The organism is Haloferax sp. Atlit-109R, assembly GCF_003665865.1.
Classification (GTDB): domain Archaea; phylum Halobacteriota; class Halobacteria; order Halobacteriales; family Haloferacaceae; genus Haloferax; species Haloferax volcanii.
On record NZ_QPLO01000002.1, the window covers coordinates 1,240,751 to 1,262,774 of the forward strand.

The following is a 22,024-nucleotide window of genomic DNA, read 5'->3' on the forward strand; positions in this document are numbered from 1 at the left end:
TATATAAACCGCTTCATTATCCAGCGGGTGGCCTACCGAGGCCGCCACCCTCGATACGTGTGTAACCATGAACGACCCACAACAGCCGCGACTGACTCCGCTCGACGAGTGGGAGACGGAAGCGGCGAACATCCTCGACGGGGGCGATTACGACGCCGAGTTGGGACTGCGGATGGCCCGCGACGCGATTCGGGTCTCGAACGGCGAACTCTCAGACGAGGCGTTCCACGAGAAGTACCACGAGGCGGTCGTCGCGGAGTTCGGTGAGGACGCCCGCCCGACCGAACCGGAGGGGTTCGATGAGTGACGACAGACGCGGCTCGACGGGAGGTGGTGGCGACGGCGTGTTCAGACGCGACGTGCTGAAAGCCAGCGGGGCCGCGGCCGTCGCGCTCGGACTCGGGGGCGGCGGCTACGCCTCCTCGCTGGCCGAGACCGCCACCGAACCGGCGTCGAGGCAGAACCCCGGCATCGAGAGCTACGTCGGACAGGACGAGATTATCAGGACGGCGTGCGCGCCGAACTGTCGCGGGAAGTGTCCGCTCGAAGCGCACGTCCGCGACGGACGCGTCAGGAAAATCGAGCCGCAGATTCCCGAAGACGAGCGGTACAAACGCGCCTGTACCCTCGGGCTGTCGCACACCCAGCGCATCTACAACGCCACGCGGCTCAAGTACCCGATGAAGCGCGTCGGCTGGGAGCCGGGGAGTCCGAACCCCGAGGGCCGCGGCGACGCCGCCGAGTTCGAGCGCGTCACGTGGGACGAGGCGCTCGACTACATCGCCGCGGAGATGGAGCGCGTCCGCGACGACTACGGCCCCGAGAGCGTCTACTTCGAGACGGGGTCGGGGAACAACGGCATCAGCGGCACCATCCAGAGCCGGCTGTCGTCGCTGTTCGGCGGGACTCAGAAGTCGTGGTCCATCGACATCAACGTCGGACTCGGCTTCAGTCGACTCGCCGGAGCCGGCTTCTTCAACGTCCCGACCAACGAGGTCGTCGACTGGCGGAACGCGAACACGGTCATCGTCTGGGGTTCGGACATCTTCGCCAGCAACCTCCAACAGGACGCCTCGAAGCTCCTCGACGCGGTCGAAAACGGCGCGAAGCTCGTCTGCGTCGACCCGGTGTACACGAACACCGCCGCGAAGGCCGACCTCTGGCTCCCCATCAAGCCGGGGAAGGACACGCTCCTGACCCTGTCGATGATTAAGACGGTCCTCGACGACGGCACCTACGACACCGAGTTCCTCCGGAAGCGGACGCTCGGGCCGGCGCTCGTCCGCGACGACACGGGCGAACTGCTCGACGCGAGCGACGTGTTCGACGACGTGACCGAGGACCTGCCCGTCGCGGTCGACGAATCGACGGGCGAGCCGGTCGCGCTCGAACCCGAGACGTACGGCGAGTACGCGCTGTTCGGTGAGTACACCGTCGCCGGCGTCGACTGCCACACGGCGCTTTCGCTCCTCGAAGAACACGTCTCCGACTACGACGCCGACGCCGTCGCCGCCGAGGTCGGCATCAACGCCGACAACATCCGCACCGCGGTGCGCTGGCTCGCAACGCGCGGCCCCGGCGGCATCGCCTCCGGCTACGGCGTCGACCGCTACAAGTACGGTCACACCTTCGGGCAGGCGTACGCCATCCTCCTCGGGCTGACCGGCGACTTCGGTCGCCACGGGAGCATTCAAGGGAGCCACCCGCTCGGCGGGTCGTACGACAACGGCGGCTACGACGCCCCCGAGGACGGGCCCGGAACCACGTCGCTCCCGCAGACGGACATCCTCACCGCGATAGAGTCCGGCGACCCCTACCAGCTAAAGGTGATGTACTCACAGGAGTCGAACTTCATCGCCAACCAGATGCCGGACAGACAGCGGTGGCTGGAGGCGTCGAAGAACCTCGACCTCATCGCCGTCGCCGACATGCACCACACGCCGTCGGTCCAGCACGCGGACATCATCCTCCCCGCGTCCCACTGGTTCGAACGCGAGGACGTCGTCGACACGTGGGGCGGCCACCCGCACATCATGTACCGCCAGCCCGCCCACGACCCGCTGTGGGAGTCGAAGTCCGACCACTGGATGCTGGTCAGGCTGGCCGAGCGCCTCGGCTTCGGTGACTACTTCAACCGCGATAAGTCGGCGACGCTCCGAGAACTGCTCGCCAACGACGACGAGGTGGACTACGAGACGCTGAAAGAACAGGGAACGGTGAAGGTGAGCACGCCGGTCGTCAAGTTCACTGGGGAGTTCAACACCCCGTCGGGCCGGCTGGAACTGTACGACGAGGACGCGCCGACCGAAGGCGGCGTCACGCTGGAACTGCCGAAGCACATCGAGAGCCGGACGGCCGACGACTGGGACACGGCGGAGGACTACCCGCTGATGTTCATCCAGAAGCACTCGAAGTGGCGCATCCACTCGCAGTACGAGTACCAAAACTGGCTGCGGGAGATAAACAACGAGCCGCAGTTGGACATCAACCCGAAGGACGCCGCGGCCCGCGGCATCGAAGACGGCGACTACGTCCGCGTCCACAACGAGCGCGGCGAGATGGTCGTGAAGGCGAAGCTGAACGACGGGATGCAACCCGGGCTGGTGAACACCGACCAGGGCTGGTGGGGAAGCGACTACGTCCGCGGCCACCACAACGACCTGACCCACACGGACGTGTGTGAGGTGACGGGGAACTTCGCGTTCTACGACACCAGAGTCGAGGTCGAACCGGCGCCGAGCGACGTCGACACGAGCAAGTACACGAGCGACCAGCCGACCGGTTCGGGCGCGACCAGCGCCGGGGCGGGAGGTGACTGACCATGACTAACTACGGCTTAGTAATCGACCAAGAGCGGTGTATCGGCTGTCACGCCTGCGCCGTGACGTGTAAACAGGAGAACAACGTCGGCCTCGGCCAGTACTGGAACCGCGTGCTCACCGAGGGCGGCGACAAGATGGACACGCCGGCCGGGACGTACCCGGAGAACGGCGAGGACGGCACGCTGGAGATGTCCTACCAGCCGACGGCCTGCCAGCACTGCGACAACGCGCCGTGCGTGAAGGTGTGTCCGGTCAACGCGACCTACACCCGCGAGGACGGCATCGTCGAAATCGACTACGACAAATGTATCGGCTGTCGCTACTGCATGGCCGCCTGCCCGTACAACGCCCGCGTGTTCAACTGGGACGAACCGCAGACGGTCCCCGAAGACGGCACCGGCGACGTGCCGGCCCGGCCGCAGGGCGTCGTCGAGAAGTGTACGTTCTGTTCACACCGCGTCGAGGAGGGGCTCGACCCCGCCTGCGTCGTGAACTGCCCGGCGGACGCCCGCATCTTCGGTGACCTCGACAACGAGGAAAGCACCGTCTCGAAGTACATCAGAAAGTACCAGACGACGCGACTGCTCGAAGACCGCGGCACCGACCCGAAGACGTACTACATCCGCGGCGAGATGAGTCCGGGTCGCCCGCAGACCTCCGACAAGATGGAGAGCGAACTCGACGACGTGTCGGTCTGGTCGGAGCCGAAGGACAACGGTCCGGTCGAGGAAAGCGGCGGAAGCGGCGGCGGCGGGTCGCACGGCTCGCTGTCGAACGACGCGCTTCCGCACGTTCCCGCGTTCGAGGGAGGTGACGACTGATGTCGAGAGAGACCGCCACCTCGCGGTTCGTCGTCCCCGAGTTCGGAAGCGCCGGGAAGCTCTGGGTGGGCTTTCTCGCCGCCGTCGTCTTAGTGGGCGTCGCCGCGTGGGCCTACCAGCTCACCACCGGCCTCGTCGTCACGGGGATGCGCAACGTGTTCTCGTGGGGGCTGTACATCATGATGTTCGTCCTGTTCGTCGGGCTGTCGGCCGGCGGGCTCATCATCTCCAGCGCGCCGAAGTTCTTCCACTCGCACCGCTACGAGGGGTTCGCGCGCCTCGGGGTGTTGGTGAGCCTCGCGTGCATCACCGTCGCCGGGCTGCTCATCCTGCCCGACATCGGCCGCCCCGAGCGCCTCTACCAGTTTTTCACCTCGCCGGACTTCCGGTCACCGATGGTGTGGGACTTCGGCATCGTCATCCTCTACGGCGCGCTGAACCTCTGGTATCTCTGGCTCCTGACCCGCCGCGACCTCGCGGCCCGCGGGTCGCGGCTGGCGCTCGGCGTCGAGGACACGGAAGCCGGCCGCGAGCGCGACCGGACGCTCATGTTCTGGACCGCCGCCGTCGCGCTGCCGACCGCGGTCGCGCTCCACTCGGTCACCGGGTGGATTTTCGCGACGCAAATCGGCCGCGGCGACTGGTTCAGCCCGCTCGTCGCGCCGGTGTTCATCGCCAAGGCGCTCGTGTCCGGGCTCGGTCTGCTGTTGGTCGTCTCCGTCCTCGTCTCGCGGTTCACCCGCTTCAGCGTCGACCGCGAGGAGCTGACGAGCCTCGGGAAGGTGCTCGGCATCTTCCTCGCGTTCCACGTCGTCTACCTGCTCGCGGCCGAGCGCCTCCCGCACGCGTGGGCCGACCACTTCGGGTTCTGGGCCATCACCGAAAGCTTCCTCATCGGTGAGTCGGCGTACTTCTGGCTCTGGACGGTCGTCGGCGGGGCGGTCCCGCTTGTCATGCTCGCGCTCCCGTCGTTCCGCAAGCGCGTGTCGGTCATCTTCACCGCCAGCGCCCTCGCGGTGTTCGGGACGACCTTCGAGGGGGTTCGACTGGTCTTCACCGGCTACGACGCGGCCAACATCGACGCCGCGCCCGGCATCTCCGTCGGCGGCGAGTACGCCGGCGTGACGACCGACATCTGGGCGACCGCGGGGTCGTACACTCCCACGCTCGTCGAGGTCGCGGTCACCGCTGGCGTCATCGCCATCGGCGCGCTCATCGTCACCCTCGGACTCCGATACGTCCCGATTCAGGCGGAACCCGAATCGACCGCCGTCGCGACCGACGGTGGCGAGACGCGGGGGGAAGACCGATGAGCGAACCCGCCGCCCAAAGCCCGAGCGAGGGGAACGAGAAGTACGAGGAGCACGCGGCGGCCGGCGACGCCTTCGAGTCGGCTCGGACGGCGACGTACGCGGTCCTCGCGGCCTGCTGGCGCGAACCGACCGAGCGGCTGGTCGAAGTCGCAAACGACGGCGAACTGTCGGCGCTGTTCGGCCCGCTGGAGTCGCTCGAACTCCACGCGCTGCGAAGCGAGTACGCCCGGCTGTTCATCGGCCCGGCCGGCCCGCCGTGTCCGCCCTACGAGAGCGTCTACCGCGACAGGGCGGACGACGACGAGTTCGGAGAAGTACTGGGACCGGCGACGACGGCCGTCGAGCGCTGGTATCAGGCGTTCGGCGTCGAGCACCGACCCGAGCAGCGCGACCTGCCGGACCACGTCGCGACGGAACTGGAGTTCTGCGCGTACCTCGCCGAACACGGCCGCGACGACCGCCTCGACCAGTTCCGCGACGAACACCTCACGCAGTGGGTCGACGACCTCTGTGACCGGGTCGAAACCGAGACGCGGTCGCCGTTCTACGCGGCGCTCGCCCGGACGACGCGGGAGGTGGTCAGCGACTGACACACAGCCGAGTTGGAACCGCCGAACCGAACGCACTCACCAGGTCGCTCCCGCGCCGAGTCGACTCGCTTTTTCGACCTCTTTAAAAGCCTTAATTATCAGCGGTTACATACACCGTTAGAGTCAACCGATATTGGAGTAGTGAGTACGCATGCACGCACACCACGACCGGTCGCGGCCGGCGACCCCCCTCTCCGAGTCGATTCTCGTCTGCGGCGACAGTCGAGTGTCGCTGACCGGCCCAGAGCTACGCGGGTTAGCCAGCGAGGACCGAACAGTGACGGTCGCGTGCGCGTCGGGGACGCGACACACCGCGACGTGGACCGGGGTTCCGGTCCTCGACCTCTTTGCCGACGCCGGCCTCGACGACGAGACGACGCACCTCCTGGTCGAGAGCGCCGACGGCTATCGGGTCTGCATCGACGTGTACGCCGCCCTCGACGCGGTCGTCGCCTACGCCCGTGACGGGACACCGATAGGCGAAGAACACGACTACGAGACGCGCTTTATCGCGCCCGACGTCGACGGGTCGCGGACGGTGAAAGGCGTCCGCGCCGTCGAGGCGCTCGCGCTCGACCCCGCCACCGACCCCGAATCGCTCGAAGACATCTTCAAGAAACCCTGACCAGATGACGCGAGAGAGACAGAACCGACCGGACCGGACGGACGCGCCGACAGCGGCGGCCGCGCCGAGTCTACGGCCCGCGCCGGACGCGACGGCCGTCGTCCTCGCCGGCGGCGAGAGCACCCGCTTCGGGCCCGGACACAAGGCTCTCGCGACGCTCGACGGGGAGCCGCTGATTCGGCGCGTCGTCGGGACGCTCCGAGCCGTGGCGGGCCGCCCCCCGATAGTCGCGGTTCGGACCGCAGACCAGCGCGAGCGCCTCGCGCAGGCGCTCCCGAGGGACTGGGACGTGCGGTTCGTCCGCGACGAACCGAGGCTAGCGGGGCCGCTCGCGGGCGTCACCGCGGCCGCCGACACAGTCACCACTTCGTGGCTGTTCGTCGCCGGCTGTGATATGCCGCTTCTCGAACCGCACGCGGTGGCGGCGCTGTTCGAGTGCGCCGCCCGGAGCGACGGCGACCGCGACCGCGACCGCGACCGGCACGTCTCAGCGGACGGCGACCGCCCCAGTCCGCCGGCCATCGTCCCCGTCTCCGAGCGCGGCCACGAACCGCTTCACGCCCTGTACCGTCGTGCCGCGGTCCGAGACAACGTCTCCGAACTCGCTCCCGACGACGGCCTCGGGGCGCTTTTGAACCGACTCGACGGCGTCGAGTACGTCGGATTCGACGCGCTTCCCGAGAGCGTCGACCGGTCGGTGACGAACGTGAACACGCGCACGGAGTTGGCGCGGGTCGCCGCCGGAGACGAGGTGCGGCGATGAACCCCGACTCGGCCGCGGGTCGGTCGAGCAGACGGGCGTTCCTCGCGGCCGTCGGCGGGGTCGCGGCCGGCGGCCTCACCGCGACAGCGGGCTGTCTCGGCCGGGGTGAGGAAGCACCGACCGTATCGATTCTCGCCGCCGGAAGCCTCCAGCGGGCGCTCACCACCGAGTTCGACGCGCCGGACGGAACTCGCATCGAGGTCGAGGCCCACGGCTCAGCGCGCGTGGCCCGGATGGTCGACGACGACCAACGCGACCCCGACATCGTCGCCCTCGCGGACCCAGCGCTGTTCGACGCGCCGCTTTCGGTCCCGTGGTACGCGACGTTCGCCAACAACGCGCTCGTCGTCGCGTACAACCCCCAGACGGAGGGCGGAACGCGGGTCACCGAGGCCGCCTCGTGGCCCGACGCCCTCCTCGACGACGCGGTCAGCCTCGGTCGGACCGACCCCGACCTCGACCCGCTGGGCTACCGGACGCGGTTCGCGCTCGCGCTCGCGGCCGACCACTACGACCGGCCGGCGCTCACAGCGGACCTGCTCCGCCGCGACCAGATATACCCCGAGACGCAACTGCTCGCGCAGTTCGACGCCGGCGGCGTCGACGCGGCGTTCGTCTACCGGAGCATGGCCGTCGAGCGCGACTACCCGTACCTCGAACTCCCGGCGGCAATCAACCTGAGCGACCCCGACCACGCGTCGGCGTACGCGACAGTCAGCTACACGCTCCCGGACGGCGTCACCGTCCGCGGCGGCCCGATTCGGTACGCCGCGACGCGCCGCACCGACACGGCGGCGGCGAAGTCGGTGTTCGAGGCGCTCGTCGGGACCGCCGGCGATTTCCTCGAACCCTCCGGGTTCACCGTGCGCGCGAGCCACCCACACTACTTCGGAGATGTCCCACCGACAGCCTAACCGCCTCGAGCGCGGCGTCACGCGACTCCTGCCCGAGACGTGGCGAGGCCTGACGCTGCTTCTCGCGGGGGTGCTTCTCCTCTACTACCTGCTTCCAATCGGCGCGCTCGTCTTCGCGCAGTCGCCGGCGTCGCTGGCTACCGACGTGACGAACGAGGTCGTCCTGACCGCCGCCACCAACTCCGTCGTCGCGGCGACGCTCAGCACGCTGGTCGCCGTCGCCTTCGGCGTTCCCTTGGCCTACTGGCTCTCGCGCACGTCGTTCCGCGGCCGCGACGTGATTCTGGCGCTGGTGATGCTCCCGCTCGTCCTCCCGCCGGTCGTCAGCGGGATGTTACTGCTCAGACTCGTCGGCCCCGCCGGCCTCGGCCAACTGACGAGCGTCCCGCTGACGCGCTCGCTTTTCGGCGTCGTTCTCGCGCAGACCTACGTCGCCTCGCCGTTTCTGGTCGTGACCGCGAAGACGGCCTTCGACGGCGTGGACAGGCAACTCGAAGCGGCGGCCCGCTCGCTCGGAGAGGACCGCGTCGGGAGCGTTCGACGCGTGACGCTCCCGCTGGCGAAGCAGGGCATCCTCGCCGGCGTGACCCTGACGTTCGCGCGGGCAATCGGAGAGTTCGGCGCGACGCTCATGCTGGCGTACTACCCGCGGACGCTCCCGGTGCAAATCTGGGTGTCGTACCTCTCGACCGGCCTCGACGCCGCGTTCCCGGTCGCGCTCGTCCTCGTCGGCATCGCCGTCGGGGCGATTCTGCTGGTCCACGCGCTGGGGACGAACCCGTGGGAGTGAACGGACAGAAACCCACCATCGCGCCGCACCCGAGGGTCGAGTGCGGCGGCCCCCGAAGCGACCGTATGCCCGTCGCGAGCGTGGGCGACGAGACGGTCGTCTCCGGCGAGGCCGTCGTGTTGTCGCTGGCGCACGACGGGGGCGTGAGAGGAAGGAACGAAGAGAGGAGTCGGGCTACCGACCGCAGGACTCACTCAGACCGGCGTCGTCCCGCTTACAGCGGGTAGTCGCGGGGTTCGTGCTGGAGGGAAATCCACTTGTCCTCGGTGATTTCGTCGAGGAAGGCGTCGCTGTTGTAGGTGCCGACGCCGGACGCCCCGATGCCGCTGAACGGGACGTGCGCCTCGTCGTTGATGGGCTGGTCGTTGACGTGGACGTTGCCGGTCTCCATCCGGAGGGCGATTTCCTTGCCGGTGGCGAGGTCGCCGGCGTGGACCGACCCGGAGAGGCCGTACTCGGTCGCGTTGGCGAGTTCGACCGCCTCGTCGACGTCCGAGAACGGGATGACGGGCGCGATGGGGCCGAAGTGCTCGTTGCAGGCCGCGGCCATGTCGTTGGTCACGCCCGAGAGGACGGTCGGCTGGACGACAAGCGAGTCGTCGACGCCGTCGAGGTCGGCCGTCGAGCCGCCGGTTTCCAGCGTCGCGCCGGCGGCGACCGTCTCCTCGACGTAGCCCAGCATCTCGTCGCGCTGGGACTCGTCGATGATGGGGCCGACGACCGTGTCGTCCTCGTGGGCGGAGCCGACGGGCAGCTCCGCGGCCCGCTCGGTCAGCTTCTCGACGTACTCGTCGTAGACCGACTCGTGGACGATGTGGCGGTTGATGGAGATACAGACCTGTCCCTGGTGGACGAAGCTCCCGAAGACCGCGGCGTCGACAGCGGCGTCGACGTCCGCACCCTCGGTCACGATGTGGGCGTTGTTGCCGCCGAGTTCCATCGCGGGCACGGCGAGGTTCTCGCCGGCGATGCCCGAGACGCGCTTGCCGACCTCGGTGGAGCCGGTGAACGCCACCACGTCGCTCTCGGGGTGGCCGGCGACGCGGTCACCGATTTCGGAGCCGCGGCCGGTGACGACGTTGACGACGCCCTCGGGGAGGTCGGTCTCCTCGAACAGCTTGGCGAACAGCAGCCCGCCCGTGATGGGGGAGTTGGTCGAGGGCTTCAGTACGACCGCGTTCCCCGCGGCGACGGCGGGCGCGACCGCCCGCATCGACAGGTTCAGCGGGAAGTTCCACGGCGAGATGACCGTCACCACGCCCTTCGGGTTCTTCTGCACGATGTTCTCCTTGCCGGGGATGTTGGAGGCGACGTGCTCGCCACGCATCCGACGGGGCAGCGTCGCGGCCTCGCTCGCGTGGTCGGAGGCGATTTGGATGGAGGTCTCGCCCATGATGCGCGAGCCGCCGACCTCGTGTGCGAGGAGGTCGATAATCTCGTCTTCGTACTCGTTCAGCGCCTGGAGGAACTGCTCGACGACCTCCTGCCGCCGCGCGGGCGGCGCTTCGGCCCACGATTCCTGGGCTTCGGCGGCCGCCTCGTAGGCGGCGTCGACGTCGGCCTCCGTCCCGCGAGGGACGTGCGCGACCGTCTCGCGGGTCGACGGGTCCTCGACTGCGATGCTCTCGCCGCTCTCACTTTCGGTCCACTCGCCGTCGATGTACAGCGCGTTCCAATCGGCGTCGGTGGCGATGTCGTCGACCATGTGCAGTCGTGAGTTGGGGACGGCGGGATAAATGGGGCCGTAATGGGGAGAACTGCTCGCGTTACAACAACCTCAAGAGCCTCTGTCCCCGCGGCGCGCGAGGCGCGGTGACAGTATGGACGTGTCGAATGAAAGCGTCGTACACAACGACGACGAGGAGACGACAGACCGCCGATGAATATATGTTTTTTTAACAGAAACGGGTTCCCATGAGGCGAACCAGGGCGCTGACGATGTATCTCATCGTTCCGTGTCTGCTCTACGCTGCCGCGTTCGTAATCGTGGTAACTCAGTTTTCGGCTGTCGTCGAAACCAGCACGCTGCGGCAGTCACACACGATATTCGCAGCGATTATCGCGGTCGTTCTGCTCGTGAAAAGAGACGAACTGTCCGCCGAGAGGTGAGCGCGTTCCGCTCGGGGTGCGTGCTGTACTGCGTCACGAATCAGAATCGTCCGCCGAGTGCGAGGCGTCATCCGTACGCCTCAAGTTTGCCCATTCGACGGCGAGTCGCCGTTCCGCGAAACATCCGAACCGACACCCACCTTCTTTACGGAGCGTTCCGTGGTCGCGAACAGAGGACTCGATGACACCGAAACAGGGTGGACATACACCGCTTTCTCCTCGCGCGACGCGAGCGTTCGAGCACCTTCGGCCCCTCGTCGCTGACCGCGACGCCGGGATGCCCGTGGCGGACGCGCGCCAACGAGTTCGCTCGGCGGGTGAAGACCCCGCGGCCGTCGACGAACTCCTGAACAAGGGCTATCTCTACGAAGTCGAAGGCGACGTGTTCGTGACGTGAGCGCTGCCGCGCCGGCCTGACCGGACGCGAAGGCGGACCGCCGAACCGGACGCGACGAAGTGCGAGGCCGCGCCGACCGCGACCCGCTCGCGGGAGTCGGGTGCGACTATCCTGTGACACGCGAAGATTTTCGGCTATATAGCTCCCGTGCGACTCGTGAGACGCACATATCCGTCACGAGAATCGAGAGGAGCCACGAGATACTTACACCGCGAGCGAGACGTGCGGGGTGCATCATGAAGAAGGTCCTCGCACGAATCGGAATCGGCAACGCGACCGTCGATACCGTCCTCCCCTCCGATACCGTCCGCCCCGGCGAGACGGTCGACGCAGAGGTTCGCATCGAAGGCGGGTCGGCGGAACAGGAAATCGGGAAGGTTCGGTTCGAGCTGGAGACCCGCTACCGAACCGACGACGGCTACCGAGAGGTCGATATCGCGCAGTACACCCTCGCGGAGAGCCTCACTGTCCAACCGGACGAACAAGAGACACGGGACGTGTCACTCGACATTCCCCACGGGACGCCCGTCACACTCGGGAACGTCGACGTGTGGGTCGAGACCGAACTCGACATCGAACTGGCCGTCGACCCCGAAGACAAAGACTACCTGAACGTCCAGCCGACGCCGCGGCTGCAAGCCGTCTTCGACGCGCTCGACGACCTCGGCTTCTCGCTGCACACCGCCGAGTGCGAGGCCGACCCCCACGGCGTGTTCACCTCGTCGCGGCGCTTCGTCCAAGAGTTCGAGTTCCGACCCACGTCGGGTCCGTTCGCCGGCGATGTAGACGAACTCGAAGTCGTGCCGCGACCGGACGAAGACGCGCTCGAACTGTTCCTCGAAGTCGACCGCCGCGGCGGCGTGCTGAGCGAGCTCAGCGACTTAGACGAGCGGACCGTCCAGACGACGGTTCGGACCACCGACGTGAGCGACGTGCGCGACGAGCTGGAGTCGCTGATTCGCGCCAACGCCTGACGGCGGCGCACGGGACGAATTACCCCAACTCACTTCCGGCGACCCAACGTTTTTGCGTCGATTCGGCGTATCTCTGCCGGCATGACGACACTCGAAGACATCGACCTGGACTTCGTCCCGTTCGGCGAGACGGGCCTCCAGACGAGCGAACTCCAGTTCGGGACGTGGCGGTTCGGCAAGGAGACCGAACAGGGCAACGTCGAAATCGACGAGGAGCGCGCGCACGAACTGCTCGACGCTTACGAGGCGGCCGGCGGGCGCTTCATCGACACCGCAGACATCTACGGCGGCGGCGCGAGCGAGCGCTGGATCGGCGACTGGCTCGAGGACCGAGACCGAGAGCGCTTCACCATCGCGTCCAAAATCTACTGGCAGATTCGCGACGGCGACCCGAACAGCCGCGGGACGAACCGGAAGAACGTCCGCCACCGCATCGACGCCCTACTCGACCGCCTCGACACCGACTACGTTGACGTGCTCTACATCCACCGCTGGGACGACGAGACGCCCACGCGCGAGATGATGAAGACGCTCAACGGTCTCGTCGAAGACGGGAAGGTCCACTACCTCGGCGCGTCGACGCTCCGACCGAACGCCTGGAAAGTGGCGAGGGCGAACGAAATCGCCCGCGCCGAGGGCTGGGAGCCGTTCACGGTCGCACAGCCGCGGTACAACCTCGTCGACCGCGAAATCGAAGGGGATTACTTGGAGATGACCCGCTCGTACGGCATCGCGGTCTGCCCGTGGAGCCCGCTCGGACAGGGCTTTCTCACCGGAAAGTACACCCGCGAGGACGGTCTCACCGGCGAGTCCCGCGCCGCGGAGTCCAGCCGGTTCGAGGAGTCGTATCTGACCGAGGAGAACTTCGACGTGCACGACGAACTCGATGCGGTCGCCGGAGAAGTCGACGCGACGCCCGCGCAGACGGCGCTCGCGTGGCTCATGCACCGCGACGGCGTCACCGCACCCATCGTCGGCGCGCGCACGGTCGAACAGCTGACCGAGAACCTCGAAGCCGCGACCATCGACCTCACGGACGAGCAGGTCGACCGCCTGACCGGGGCGAAGCCCGACCCCTACGCGGGGCTCTAACGGCCTATTTGGGCAGTATTACACGCCCTCGCGAATCGTCTTGTAGAGGTGCGCGAGCGTCTTCATCCCCGGCGCGTTCCGTTCGAGGGAGTAGAAGGGGTGAAGTTCGGGGTTGAACTTCGCCTTGTATCGGTTGATGCGGCGGTTGTTCGCGCCGACGAGGTCGTAAGTCGTCCGCCCGCGGTCCATCGCGTCGCGCATGATGCGCCAGTCCAGCAGGTCGTTGATGGCGAGGTCTGAGTCCACGTCGGCCCGGACGCCGCCCTGCCACCGCGACACCGTCTCCTTGTAGTCGACGGCGAGGATTCCGCCGGCGAACTCGCCGTCGATTCGGAGGACGTAGGGGCGAATCTGTCCCTCGGGAAGGGTGGCGTAGAGGTCCCTGACGAACTCCGGCGACGACCGATAGGAGATGCCCTGCGCTTCGTAGCGCGAGGCGACCTGTTCGACGATGCGCGCGATTGCTTCGGGTCCGCCCTCCTCGATGGTGTACGCGTCGTCGGGCGCGTTCCGGATGTTCGACCGGGCGTCGCTACTGAAGCTCATGAACACGTCGTCGACGCCGGGCGAGAGGTCGACGTGGTAGGTGTACTGCGGCGTTATCGCGTAGTCGTTCCACGAGAACGCCCTGAGGTCGTCGTACCGGCCGTCGAGTCGGATGTGGGCGTAGCGCGGCCGAATCTCGTCGCGGACCCATGCGAGACAGTCGTCGATGAACTCGTGGTGTCGGCCCTCGCGCTTTCGCTGTTTCATGTGGTCCATGTTCAGGAGGACCGGACCGAGGTACGCGACGCGAAGCTCCGGCGGCGGCGAAAACACCGTCGCTATCGGCCCCTTGTTGATTCGGAACACCGGAAACAGTCCGACGACCTCCTCGCCTTTTCGTCCGACGAGCGGAACCAACTCCGCGCCCGCGTGCGCCGCCTGAATCTCCAGCGCGTCGTACTGATGGAACGCGTTGCCATGCGGTGACTGTTCGACGAACGCGTCCCAGCCGTGGACGTCGTCTCCAGTCGCCCGCCGAACCTCGATACTCATGAGTAAGGTGCCTGAACTGTCGCGTCAGCCCTCTTTGTTATGCGCCCGTTATGCGGGTGATTTGACCCGCTTCGGACGGCTCACAACCGCATCACGGCAGTCGTTAACGGCAAATCTCAGATAAGAATCCGACGACGGTGCAAACGTTCGCGGGTCGGAAGTCGACGAGTCGGGAGGAAGCCGTCAAAGCGGGGACTACCCTCGCGTTTGTAACGCCGGGTCGAAGCCACCGTTTTACGCGGTGAGACCGAACTTCGACCATGGCCGGTCTCTCCGAACGCGCCGCGTCGCTCGTGACGAGCGAACCGCTCATGGCGCACCTCGCGACCAGCGTCGACGACCGCCCCCACGTCGCGCCCGTCTGGTTCGACTACGCGGCCGACCGCGGGGTAATCGAAGTGCTCACCACGGGCCGAAAGCTCGCTAACATCCGCGAGAACCCGCGCGTCGCGCTCTCCATCCAGAAGGACGAGAAGGGACAGGCGCAATGGAAGGTGACGGTTCTCGGAACGGCCACCGTCGTCACCGACGACGACGCCCTGCGAGCCGCCACGCGGCGAATCAATCGGAAGTACGGGGCCGATGAGTCGGCGTGGCCCGAAAACGAGTTGGTCCGCATCTCGGTGGGGACCGCGACGGTCAGCGAGTACTGAAGTCGTTCAGTCGGACGACGGCGCGTCAGTTTGGCCGTCGTCGAACCGCCGAATCTCCCGCGAGAGCCGCCCGAGGTCGAACCCGGCGTCCGCGAATCGGGCGGCGACGAGCGACGCCGCCGTCGACACCACGAACGCCCCGCCGAAGGAGGTGAGATACAGCGGGTCGGCCGCGGGGAGCAGGCCGCCGACGACCGGAATCGACGTGATGACGCCGCGGAGGTCGGGGAAGAACGCGAGGCCGACGGCGAGCCCGGTGAGACTGCTCGCGAGCGCGCCGAGGCCGGTGATTCGCGTCGAGTACAGCCCGTAGACGAGCGGGAAGGCGACGGCCGCGCCGAGCAGGTCAGCGAAGAAGAACAGTCGGAGGACGCTCTGAGCACGGAGACTGACGTAAATCGCGGCGGCCGCGACGGCGATGGTGAGCGCCCGCGACCCGAGGGCGAGGCGGCGGTCGCTCGGCTCCGCGAGCAGGCGGGCGAGGTCCGCGGTCACGAGGCTCGAAAGCGCGTTGAACAGCGTGTCGATGGAACTCATCACGAGCAGGAGCGCGAGGAGGACCGCCGCGAGGACGAGCCACTCGGGGAACGCCTCGCCGAGGAGGACGAAGAAGGCGGCGTCGGCGTTGTAGCCCGCGCTCGCGGGGTCGGTGACGACGGCGGCGTTGCCGACCGCGACGACGCCGAAGAAGGCGGTGACGAACACGATGGCACCGTTGGCGAGCGCCGCGGTCCGGAAGCTCCGCCCGACCGTCTCCGACGAGTCGGCCGCGTAGATGCGCTGCCACCAGGTCTGGTTGATGAGTTCCGCGCCGAGGATGGCGAACGCGAGCGCGAGGCCGAACTGGAGGCCGGCGACCGCCCCGAGGTCGAGGAGCGCGGGGTTCGTCGCCGTGATGCCGTCGATGGCGGCGGCGGGGCCGCCGAGCGCGACGAGCGCGCCGGCGAACGCGAGCAAGAGGAGCGGGATGACGACGACCGCTTGGACCGCGTCGGTCGCGATGCTGGCCCGGAGGCCGCCGTAACTCGTGTAGAGCAGGACGAAGCCGCCGACGAGGAGCGCGGTCTGCCACTGCGGGACGCCGGCGACGAGCGAGAGCGCGCCCGCGATGCCGGTCAGTTCGGCGGCGAGGAAGATGAACATGTAGAGCGCGCTCACGAGGAGGACGAAGGCGTACATCGCGGTCCCGTATCGGGCGTGGGCGTACTCGGTCAGCGAGTGGCCTTCGGGGATGAGTTCCCGGATTCGCGGGCCGAGGCGGGCGTAGACGAGCATCGGGACGGCCTCGCCGACCGCGTAGCCGACGACGGCCGCGATACCGAAGCTCGCGCCCGCTTCGGGGGCCGAAAACAGCACCCAGACGCCCATGACGGACGCGACGAGCGTCGACGTCGTCCGCCGGCTTCCCGCGGAGTCGCGGGCGCTGATGAGGTCCTCGACGGAGCCGACGCGACCCCGGGAGAACCACACGCCGACGCCGGTAAACGCGACGAGCGTCGCGACGGTTAGCCCGAGCGCGACGGTCGAACTCACCATCGGTCGTCACCCGGTCGGGACGAACCTCGGCCCAGTTCGTACGCCTCGTCGAAGAAGACGACCTCCAGTTCGACCGTGCGACGGAACAGCTGTTCGAGCCGCCGTTGTCGGCGCGGCGAGGCGGCCGCACCCTCGCGGTCGAGTTCGGTTCGGAGCCACTCGACGAACGACGCGAAGTCGTCGACTGCGTGGAGGTCGACCCACTCGGAGAGGTAAAATCGAGACGGGGAGTCGTCAGCGTCGGCCGCGGCGGTCGCCCACGACAGGTAGACCCACTCGGCGGGGACGAGCACTGCCAGCGTCTCGGCGTACCCGCCCTGCCCCGCGGCGCGTTCGAGGAGGTCGATGAAGGCGCGCGTCGTCGGCGTGGTTTTCGGCTCCGAGTAGACCGATTCGGGCACGTCGAGCGCGTCGAACGCCCGCAGGAAGTAGTCGTCCTCGTCGTCGGTCAGGACGCCGAGAAACGAGACGAGTTCCGACTTCGACGACATCGTCGGCGCGGTGCCGACGGCGTGACCGAAGACGCCGACGAGCGTCTCCACGAAGGCGTAGTCCTGCACGAGATACTGCCTGAACACGTCGTCCGCGAGTTCGTCGGCGGCGAGTTCCCGCGTCAGTCGGTGCGCGGTCGCGTCGTCCCACGACTCGCCCGCGCGGTCGCGGAGCCAGTCGGTAAAGCGCGGGTCCGACCGCGACGCGGCGAACTCGTCGTACGTCTCGGGGGCCGGCTGGCTCTCACCGGGCGAGCCGACCGAGTCCGACGGGTCGCCGTCGGTCATAGCGGCCACTCCTCTTGCCGCCACGCGGCGTCCCAAAACAGGTACTCGTACTGCGCCGACGTGCGGAACAGGTCGCGGTAGCGCTCGCGGTCCGACTCGGTCGCGCTCGCGGCCACGTCGTCCATGAGCGCCTTACACCAGTCGGTGAGTTCGGTGAACTCGTCGCCGGCGTACAGCTCGACCCACGCGGCGTACTGGTCGTGGTCCGGGATACCCGCGTCCGCGAGGCGGCGTCCCGTCTCGTTGAACCCCCACATGCAGGGGAGCAAGGCGGCGACGATATCGCCGAACGAGCCGAGCGTCGCGGTGCGAACGAGGAAATCCGTGTAGGCCCGGGTCGTCGGTGACGGCGTCGTGGCTTCGAGTTCGTCGGTGTCGATGCCGAACTCGGCGGCGTAGCTCCGGTGGAGGTCCATCTCCTCGTTGACGGTCGATTCGAGGAGGCTCGCGAACGTCCCCATCGAGTCGAGCGTCGGGGCCTTCGCGGCACCGAGCGCGAAGAGACGACTGTACTCGACGAGGTAGACGTAGTCCTGCCGCACCCAGTAGCGGAACGGCTCCTCGTCGAGGCTCCCCTCCCCGAGTCGGACGACCATCGGATGGTCGAGGATGGCCGACCAGAACTCGTCGTCCTCGTCGTGAATCGTGTCTGTGAACGCCATAGCGAGTAATCGAAGAAGACGCTGAAAAGAATTATGATGGGGTAGTATTCATTAGTTATTCGCGCGGGAGAGCGGCGTCTCGGACCAGCGTATCGGATGTGTTCAACGGGTTCGCCACCGTTCGACGGTTTCTAAGTCCGGACTGTGTTCCAAATCCGGACTGTTGTCCGGTCGACGGCCGATTAGCCGCCCGGTTGTCCAGTTGTCCGGTGGTTAACGGGGAGAAACGACCCCGGTAGTTTAAGTCGAATGAGTGTCAACTATTTCACAAGATGTCGCAGGTGAACGCCATCGGGTCCATCGAGATTCAGAACGTCGTCGCTTCGACGGAAGTTCCGGTCGAGCTCGACCTCGAACGACTCTCGCTCGACATGAACGGGACCGATTACGACCCCGAGAACTTCCCCGGACTCGTGTATCGGACTCGAAATCCCAAGTCGGCGTGTCTCGTCTTCCGGTCGGGCAAAGTCGTCTGCACCGGCGCGGACAGCGTCGACGACGTGAGTACGGCCATCGAAACGCTGTTCGACGAGTTCACCGAACTCGGAATCCCGATTCCCGACGACCCGGATATCACCGTCCAAAACATCGTTTCGAGCGCCGACCTCGGGGCGGCGCTCAACCTGAACGCGTTGGCTATCGGCCTCGGTCTCGAAGCCGTCGAGTACGAACCCGAGCAGTTCCCCGGACTCGTCTACCGCCTCGACGAACCGAGCGTCGTCGTCCTCATGTTCGGGAGCGGGAAAATCGTGATTACGGGGGCGAAGCGGGTTGGCGACGCCGAAGCAGCCCTCGAAACCGTCGACGATGACGTTCGCGAACTCGGACTACTCGGGTGAGCACTCGTCGGGTACTCGGTCGGCGGTGAGCGACGGGGTGTTGCCCGACGTGTTGGCGTGGTTGGGGGGTAGTGAACTGGAAGTCGGCAGACCGGTCACGGATTCGTTGTTCGTTGTTTGTTGTTGGATTTTGTGCCGCTTTGTTATTTTGTTGTTGTTATTATTTTGTTGCTGTTGTTTTATTGTTTTTTGTTGTGTTAAGTAGTAGAACTAGTAGTCTAGCTACTAGTGATAATGTGATGTCGAGATACCATGACTACTCTTCGAGGACCGGGTGTCACTCACGAGTAGACCATCTGTCCTCGGGAACACACACACACCCCCCTCGCGTTTGTAACGGCTACGCCAGTCCCTAGGGAGATTCGACACACCCCCCTCGCGTTTGTAAATATAGGGGCAAAATCAACCGATAACACCTCACCCGTCGGCCCACCCCCCACGCCGATTCGCGTTACATTCGCGAGGGTGGTGTGTCTGCACTGCCCCTTTCACCACTCGACGTTACAAACGCGACGGTACTCCCCCGTTCGATTACAAACGCGAGGGTGGTCTCTCGGAGGCCGAGTTACAAACGCGAGTGTACCCCCCACCGACTGTGTCTTCCTCGTGACCGCCTCTGCCGTTACAAACGCGAGGGTGGTGTCTGACGGTCTTACTTGCGCGATACTACTCGTTGATCGTCGAATCCAAAACCGGGTCCGAAGTGCCGTTCAAACGGCCGTATTTGTCGCTGTTACAAACGCGAGTCCACCCCTTCACATTTATTACGGGTGAGTATGAATACCGAACTCACATGACATCGGACGAGAGCGAGGGTGGGACCCGCGACCCGCTGTTCCGCTATGACCAACCCATCTTCGCGAACGAGGATATCCTCAAAATCTCTCATCTCCCCGGTCCCGACAAGATTGTCGGCCGCGACGAGCATATGTCGAAAGTCGCACAGGCGCTCAACCCCGCCATCTTCGGACGCGAACCGACCCATCTGTTCATCTTCGGCAAGACCGGGTCGGGAAAGACGCTCACCGCTCGCCTCGTGAGCGAGCGACTCCAGCACGAGGCGGTCCGCGAGGACGTCGACGTCCGCATCGCCGTCATCGACTGCGGCGAACAGCACACCGAGGCCTCGGTCATCAAGACGCTCGCCTCGCAGGTCAACGACCCGTCGAAAAGCGGGATGACGATTCCCGAGCGCGGGCTGTCGACCGGCGACTACTACAACCGACTGTGGCAGGTGCTCGACACCTGTTCCGACGTGACCATCGTCATCCTCGACGAAATCGATATGCTCCGCGACGACGAGGTGCTCCGAAAGCTCTCGCGCGCGGGCGAGAATCAAAAGATAGTGGACTCGCGCATCGGCATTATCGGCATCTCGAACAAAATCGACTACCCCGAAGAACTCACAGAGCGCGTCAAATCGAGCTTCGCCCACGACGAACTCGTCTTCCCGTCGTACGACGCGAACCAACTCCGCGAAATCCTCGAAAACCGGAAGGACGCGTTCAAGCCCGGCGTCCTCACCGACGACGTGATTCCCCTCGCGAGCGCGCTCGCCGCCCAGGAACACGGCGACGCCCGGAAGGCCATCGACATCCTGCGCAACGCCGGCCGAATCGCGCGAAACGAGAGCGCCGAGACCGTCACCGACGACCACGTGCGGGCGGCCAAGGAGAAAAGCGAGGCCGACCGCTTCAGCGAACTCCTCGAAGGGACCGCCACGCAGTCGAAGGCCGTCCTCTACTCGCTGGTCCTCCAGACCGGCGGCCGGAAGACCGCCGAGATTACGACGAACAAGATTTACCGACAGTATCTCACCGTCGCCGACGACCTCGACATGGACCAACTCTCCGAGCGCCGCGTGCAGGAACTCCTGCAGGAACTCGACTTCCTCAACGTCATCCAGTCGGAGGTCCGCGGGCGCGGCCGCGGACAGGGCGTCCACGGGACCCACCGCCTGCTCGAAGACCCGGACATCGTCAAGCGAGTGCTCCTCCGGGACAGCCGTATCTCCACGCTCGAATAGCGACGCACGGCACGCGACGCCTGCGTCCGCACGGGTCTCCGATGCTGTCGGCCGCGTCGGAAAAAAGCTACCGCACGAACCCTTAACACACGTCCGTCTCTGTCGATAGACGACCGAAACCATGGACGAAGAGTTACGCTCGTTGCTCACGAGTCTCGTCGAAATCGAGACCGAGAATCCGCCGGGGGACGAGGCGGCGGCGGCGCAGTTCGTGTCCGACTGGCTGGACTCCCGAGGCGTCTCGGCGACGCTCGTCGAGGAACCGTTCCCCGACCGACCGCAGGTCGCGGCCCGCGTCGGCGGCGGCGAACCCTCGGTCGTCCTCAACGGCCACCTCGACGTGGTCCCGGCGGGCGACCGAGACCAGTGGACCCATCCACCGTACGACTCGACCGTCAGAGACGGCAGACTGTACGGTCGCGGGAGCGCGGACATGAAGTGCGGCGTCGCCCTCGCGATGCTCGCGACGGTCGAGTTCGCCGACGCGTTCGAGTCCGGCGCGCTCGACGGCTCGCTCGTGTTCCACGCTGCCGTCGGCGAGGAGACGGCCGAACCGGGGACGAAGACGCTCCTCGAACGCGGCTACGACGGCACCTACGGCGTCGTGCTCGAACCGACGGCGCTGCGGACCGCGACGAGCGCGAAGGGCCTCGGCTGGTACGAGATTTCCGTCGGCGGCGACCCGTCGCACGCGAGCCGGCCCGACGAGGGGGACAACGCGATTGGGAACGCTCGTCCCGTTCTCGACGCGCTCGAAGCGTACGACGAGGAGATTCGGGCACGCTCCGACTCGCTCGTCGGTCGCCCGACCACGACGGTCACGCGGTTCGAGGCGGGGACGAAGGAGAACGTCGTCCCGGAGAGCGCGACCATCACGGTCGACAGGCGGTTCGTCCCCGCTGAGACAGTCGAGGAAGTCGACGCCGAAATCGACGCGCTGCTCTCCGACGTGGCGGCCGAACACGACCTGAACGTCGAGTGGACGCGAACGCGAGTCTACGAATCGGCGGCGGTTCCGACCGACAGCGACATCGCGGTGCGCTTTCGGGACGCGGCCGCCGAGCGGGCGGATATCGACCCCGAGCCGTGGGGGATTCGGGCGGCGACCGACGTTCGGAACCTCGTCAACGACGCCGGGATGGACGCGATTACGTGGGGGCCGGGGTCGATGGCGCAGGCCCACGCCTACGACGAGTACATCGAACTGTCGGAGGTCGAAGCCGGGTACGACATCCTCCGCACGGCGCTCCGCGGGCTGTTCGAGGCCGGCGCAGACTGACA

22 protein-coding genes are annotated in these 22,024 nt (G+C 66.6%); 17 read left to right on the top strand and 5 right to left on the bottom strand.

The annotated features are described in order from the left end of the window. The first annotated feature begins 67 nt into the window (after positions 1-67). The 9 genes from DVK03_RS14775 (at position 68) to DVK03_RS14815 (ending at position 8,638) form a co-directional block, all read left to right on the top strand. Positions 68-307: a 4Fe-4S ferredoxin N-terminal domain-containing protein gene (locus DVK03_RS14775; protein ID WP_004041173.1), complete on the top strand. Its 240-nt coding sequence runs from the start codon at positions 68-70 to the stop codon at positions 305-307. After that, the gene (locus DVK03_RS14780; protein ID WP_115803609.1) at positions 300-2,819 is read left to right on the top strand and encodes a molybdopterin-dependent oxidoreductase; all 2,520 of its coding nucleotides are present in this window, start codon (positions 300-302) and stop codon (positions 2,817-2,819) included. The genes DVK03_RS14775 and DVK03_RS14780 overlap by 8 nt, the downstream gene beginning before the upstream one ends. Positions 2,820-2,821: 2 nt before the next feature. Continuing rightward, positions 2,822-3,643 (top strand): sulfate reduction electron transfer complex DsrMKJOP subunit DsrO, encoded by an 822-nt coding sequence (gene dsrO, locus DVK03_RS14785; protein WP_004041170.1) that lies wholly within the window; start codon positions 2,822-2,824, stop codon positions 3,641-3,643. Further along, complete coding sequence (nrfD, locus tag DVK03_RS14790; protein ID WP_004061840.1) at positions 3,643-4,956, top strand: NrfD/PsrC family molybdoenzyme membrane anchor subunit; 1,314 nt, start codon at positions 3,643-3,645, stop codon at positions 4,954-4,956. Before dsrO ends, nrfD begins: the two co-directional genes overlap by 1 nt. Next, on the top strand, positions 4,953-5,546 hold the full coding sequence (locus tag DVK03_RS14795; protein WP_004061839.1) for a molecular chaperone: 594 nt from the start codon (positions 4,953-4,955) through the stop codon (positions 5,544-5,546). The genes nrfD and DVK03_RS14795 overlap by 4 nt, the downstream gene beginning before the upstream one ends. 151 nt (positions 5,547-5,697) lie before the next feature. Then, positions 5,698-6,171: a molybdopterin-dependent oxidoreductase gene (locus tag DVK03_RS14800; protein ID WP_006600054.1), complete on the top strand. Its 474-nt coding sequence runs from the start codon at positions 5,698-5,700 to the stop codon at positions 6,169-6,171. 4 nt (positions 6,172-6,175) lie between these two features. After that, a complete protein-coding gene (locus DVK03_RS14805; protein WP_115803608.1) occupies positions 6,176-6,934 on the top strand; it encodes a molybdenum cofactor guanylyltransferase in 759 nt (252 codons plus the stop codon). Continuing rightward, positions 6,931-7,848, top strand: coding sequence for an extracellular solute-binding protein (locus DVK03_RS14810; protein ID WP_004041165.1), 918 nt, complete (start codon positions 6,931-6,933; stop codon positions 7,846-7,848). The genes DVK03_RS14805 and DVK03_RS14810 overlap by 4 nt, the downstream gene beginning before the upstream one ends. Beyond that, positions 7,829-8,638 (top strand): molybdenum ABC transporter permease, encoded by an 810-nt coding sequence (locus DVK03_RS14815; protein ID WP_115803607.1) that lies wholly within the window; start codon positions 7,829-7,831, stop codon positions 8,636-8,638. The genes DVK03_RS14810 and DVK03_RS14815 overlap by 20 nt, the downstream gene beginning before the upstream one ends. Before the next feature lie 214 nt (positions 8,639-8,852). On the opposite strand, the gene DVK03_RS14820 is transcribed toward DVK03_RS14815, so the two are convergent. After that, the gene (locus tag DVK03_RS14820) at positions 8,853-10,343 is read right to left on the bottom strand and encodes an aldehyde dehydrogenase family protein (protein WP_115803606.1); all 1,491 of its coding nucleotides are present in this window, start codon (positions 10,341-10,343) and stop codon (positions 8,853-8,855) included. Between the two features lie 209 nt (positions 10,344-10,552). Between DVK03_RS14820 and DVK03_RS14825 the strand changes: the two genes are divergently transcribed. From DVK03_RS14825 to DVK03_RS14835, 4 genes are all read left to right on the top strand, one after another. Further along, a complete protein-coding gene (locus DVK03_RS14825) occupies positions 10,553-10,747 on the top strand; it encodes a hypothetical protein (RefSeq protein ID WP_004061830.1) in 195 nt (64 codons plus the stop codon). Between the two features lie 181 nt (positions 10,748-10,928). Continuing rightward, positions 10,929-11,144, top strand: a complete 216-nt coding sequence (locus tag DVK03_RS19740) for a hypothetical protein (RefSeq protein WP_049897149.1) — start codon at positions 10,929-10,931, stop codon at positions 11,142-11,144. A gap of 236 nt (positions 11,145-11,380) precedes the next feature. Beyond that, complete coding sequence (locus DVK03_RS14830; protein ID WP_004041160.1) at positions 11,381-12,118, top strand: sporulation protein; 738 nt, start codon at positions 11,381-11,383, stop codon at positions 12,116-12,118. Between the two features lie 81 nt (positions 12,119-12,199). Next, positions 12,200-13,210, top strand: coding sequence for an aldo/keto reductase (locus DVK03_RS14835; RefSeq protein ID WP_006600048.1), 1,011 nt, complete (start codon positions 12,200-12,202; stop codon positions 13,208-13,210). An 18-nt stretch (positions 13,211-13,228) separates the two neighbouring features. Here DVK03_RS14835 and DVK03_RS14840 read toward each other — a convergent pair whose 3' ends face one another. Further along, positions 13,229-14,248, bottom strand: coding sequence for a GNAT family N-acetyltransferase (locus DVK03_RS14840; protein ID WP_006600047.1), 1,020 nt, complete (start codon positions 14,246-14,248; stop codon positions 13,229-13,231). A 260-nt stretch (positions 14,249-14,508) separates the two neighbouring features. Between DVK03_RS14840 and DVK03_RS14845 the strand changes: the two genes are divergently transcribed. After that, complete coding sequence (locus DVK03_RS14845; RefSeq protein ID WP_004041157.1) at positions 14,509-14,901, top strand: pyridoxamine 5'-phosphate oxidase family protein; 393 nt, start codon at positions 14,509-14,511, stop codon at positions 14,899-14,901. 6 nt (positions 14,902-14,907) lie between these two features. Here DVK03_RS14845 and DVK03_RS14850 read toward each other — a convergent pair whose 3' ends face one another. The 3 genes from DVK03_RS14850 to tenA are packed head-to-tail and all read right to left on the bottom strand — an operon-like array spanning position 14,908 to position 17,878. Then, positions 14,908-16,437 carry a sodium:proline symporter gene (locus tag DVK03_RS14850; RefSeq protein ID WP_115803605.1) on the bottom strand — a complete coding sequence of 510 codons (1,530 nt, stop codon included), beginning with the start codon at positions 16,435-16,437 and terminating at the stop codon, positions 14,908-14,910. Next, the gene (locus DVK03_RS14855; RefSeq protein WP_115803712.1) at positions 16,431-17,216 is read right to left on the bottom strand and encodes a TenA family protein; all 786 of its coding nucleotides are present in this window, start codon (positions 17,214-17,216) and stop codon (positions 16,431-16,433) included. The genes DVK03_RS14850 and DVK03_RS14855 overlap by 7 nt, the downstream gene beginning before the upstream one ends. Continuing rightward, positions 17,213-17,878 carry a thiaminase II gene (gene tenA, locus DVK03_RS14860; RefSeq protein WP_115803604.1) on the bottom strand — a complete coding sequence of 222 codons (666 nt, stop codon included), beginning with the start codon at positions 17,876-17,878 and terminating at the stop codon, positions 17,213-17,215. The genes DVK03_RS14855 and tenA overlap by 4 nt, the downstream gene beginning before the upstream one ends. 272 nt (positions 17,879-18,150) lie before the next feature. On the opposite strand from tenA, the gene DVK03_RS14865 reads away from it, so the two are divergent. The 3 genes from DVK03_RS14865 (at position 18,151) to DVK03_RS14875 (ending at position 22,022) form a co-directional block, all read left to right on the top strand. After that, positions 18,151-18,717 carry a TATA-box-binding protein gene (locus tag DVK03_RS14865; RefSeq protein WP_004061821.1) on the top strand — a complete coding sequence of 189 codons (567 nt, stop codon included), beginning with the start codon at positions 18,151-18,153 and terminating at the stop codon, positions 18,715-18,717. 793 nt (positions 18,718-19,510) lie between these two features. Next, on the top strand, positions 19,511-20,743 hold the full coding sequence (locus tag DVK03_RS14870; RefSeq protein WP_004041152.1) for a Cdc6/Cdc18 family protein: 1,233 nt from the start codon (positions 19,511-19,513) through the stop codon (positions 20,741-20,743). Positions 20,744-20,864: 121 nt separating this feature from the next. After that, positions 20,865-22,022 carry a M20 family metallopeptidase gene (locus tag DVK03_RS14875; RefSeq protein ID WP_115803603.1) on the top strand — a complete coding sequence of 386 codons (1,158 nt, stop codon included), beginning with the start codon at positions 20,865-20,867 and terminating at the stop codon, positions 22,020-22,022. The last annotated feature ends 2 nt before the right edge of the window (positions 22,023-22,024 follow it).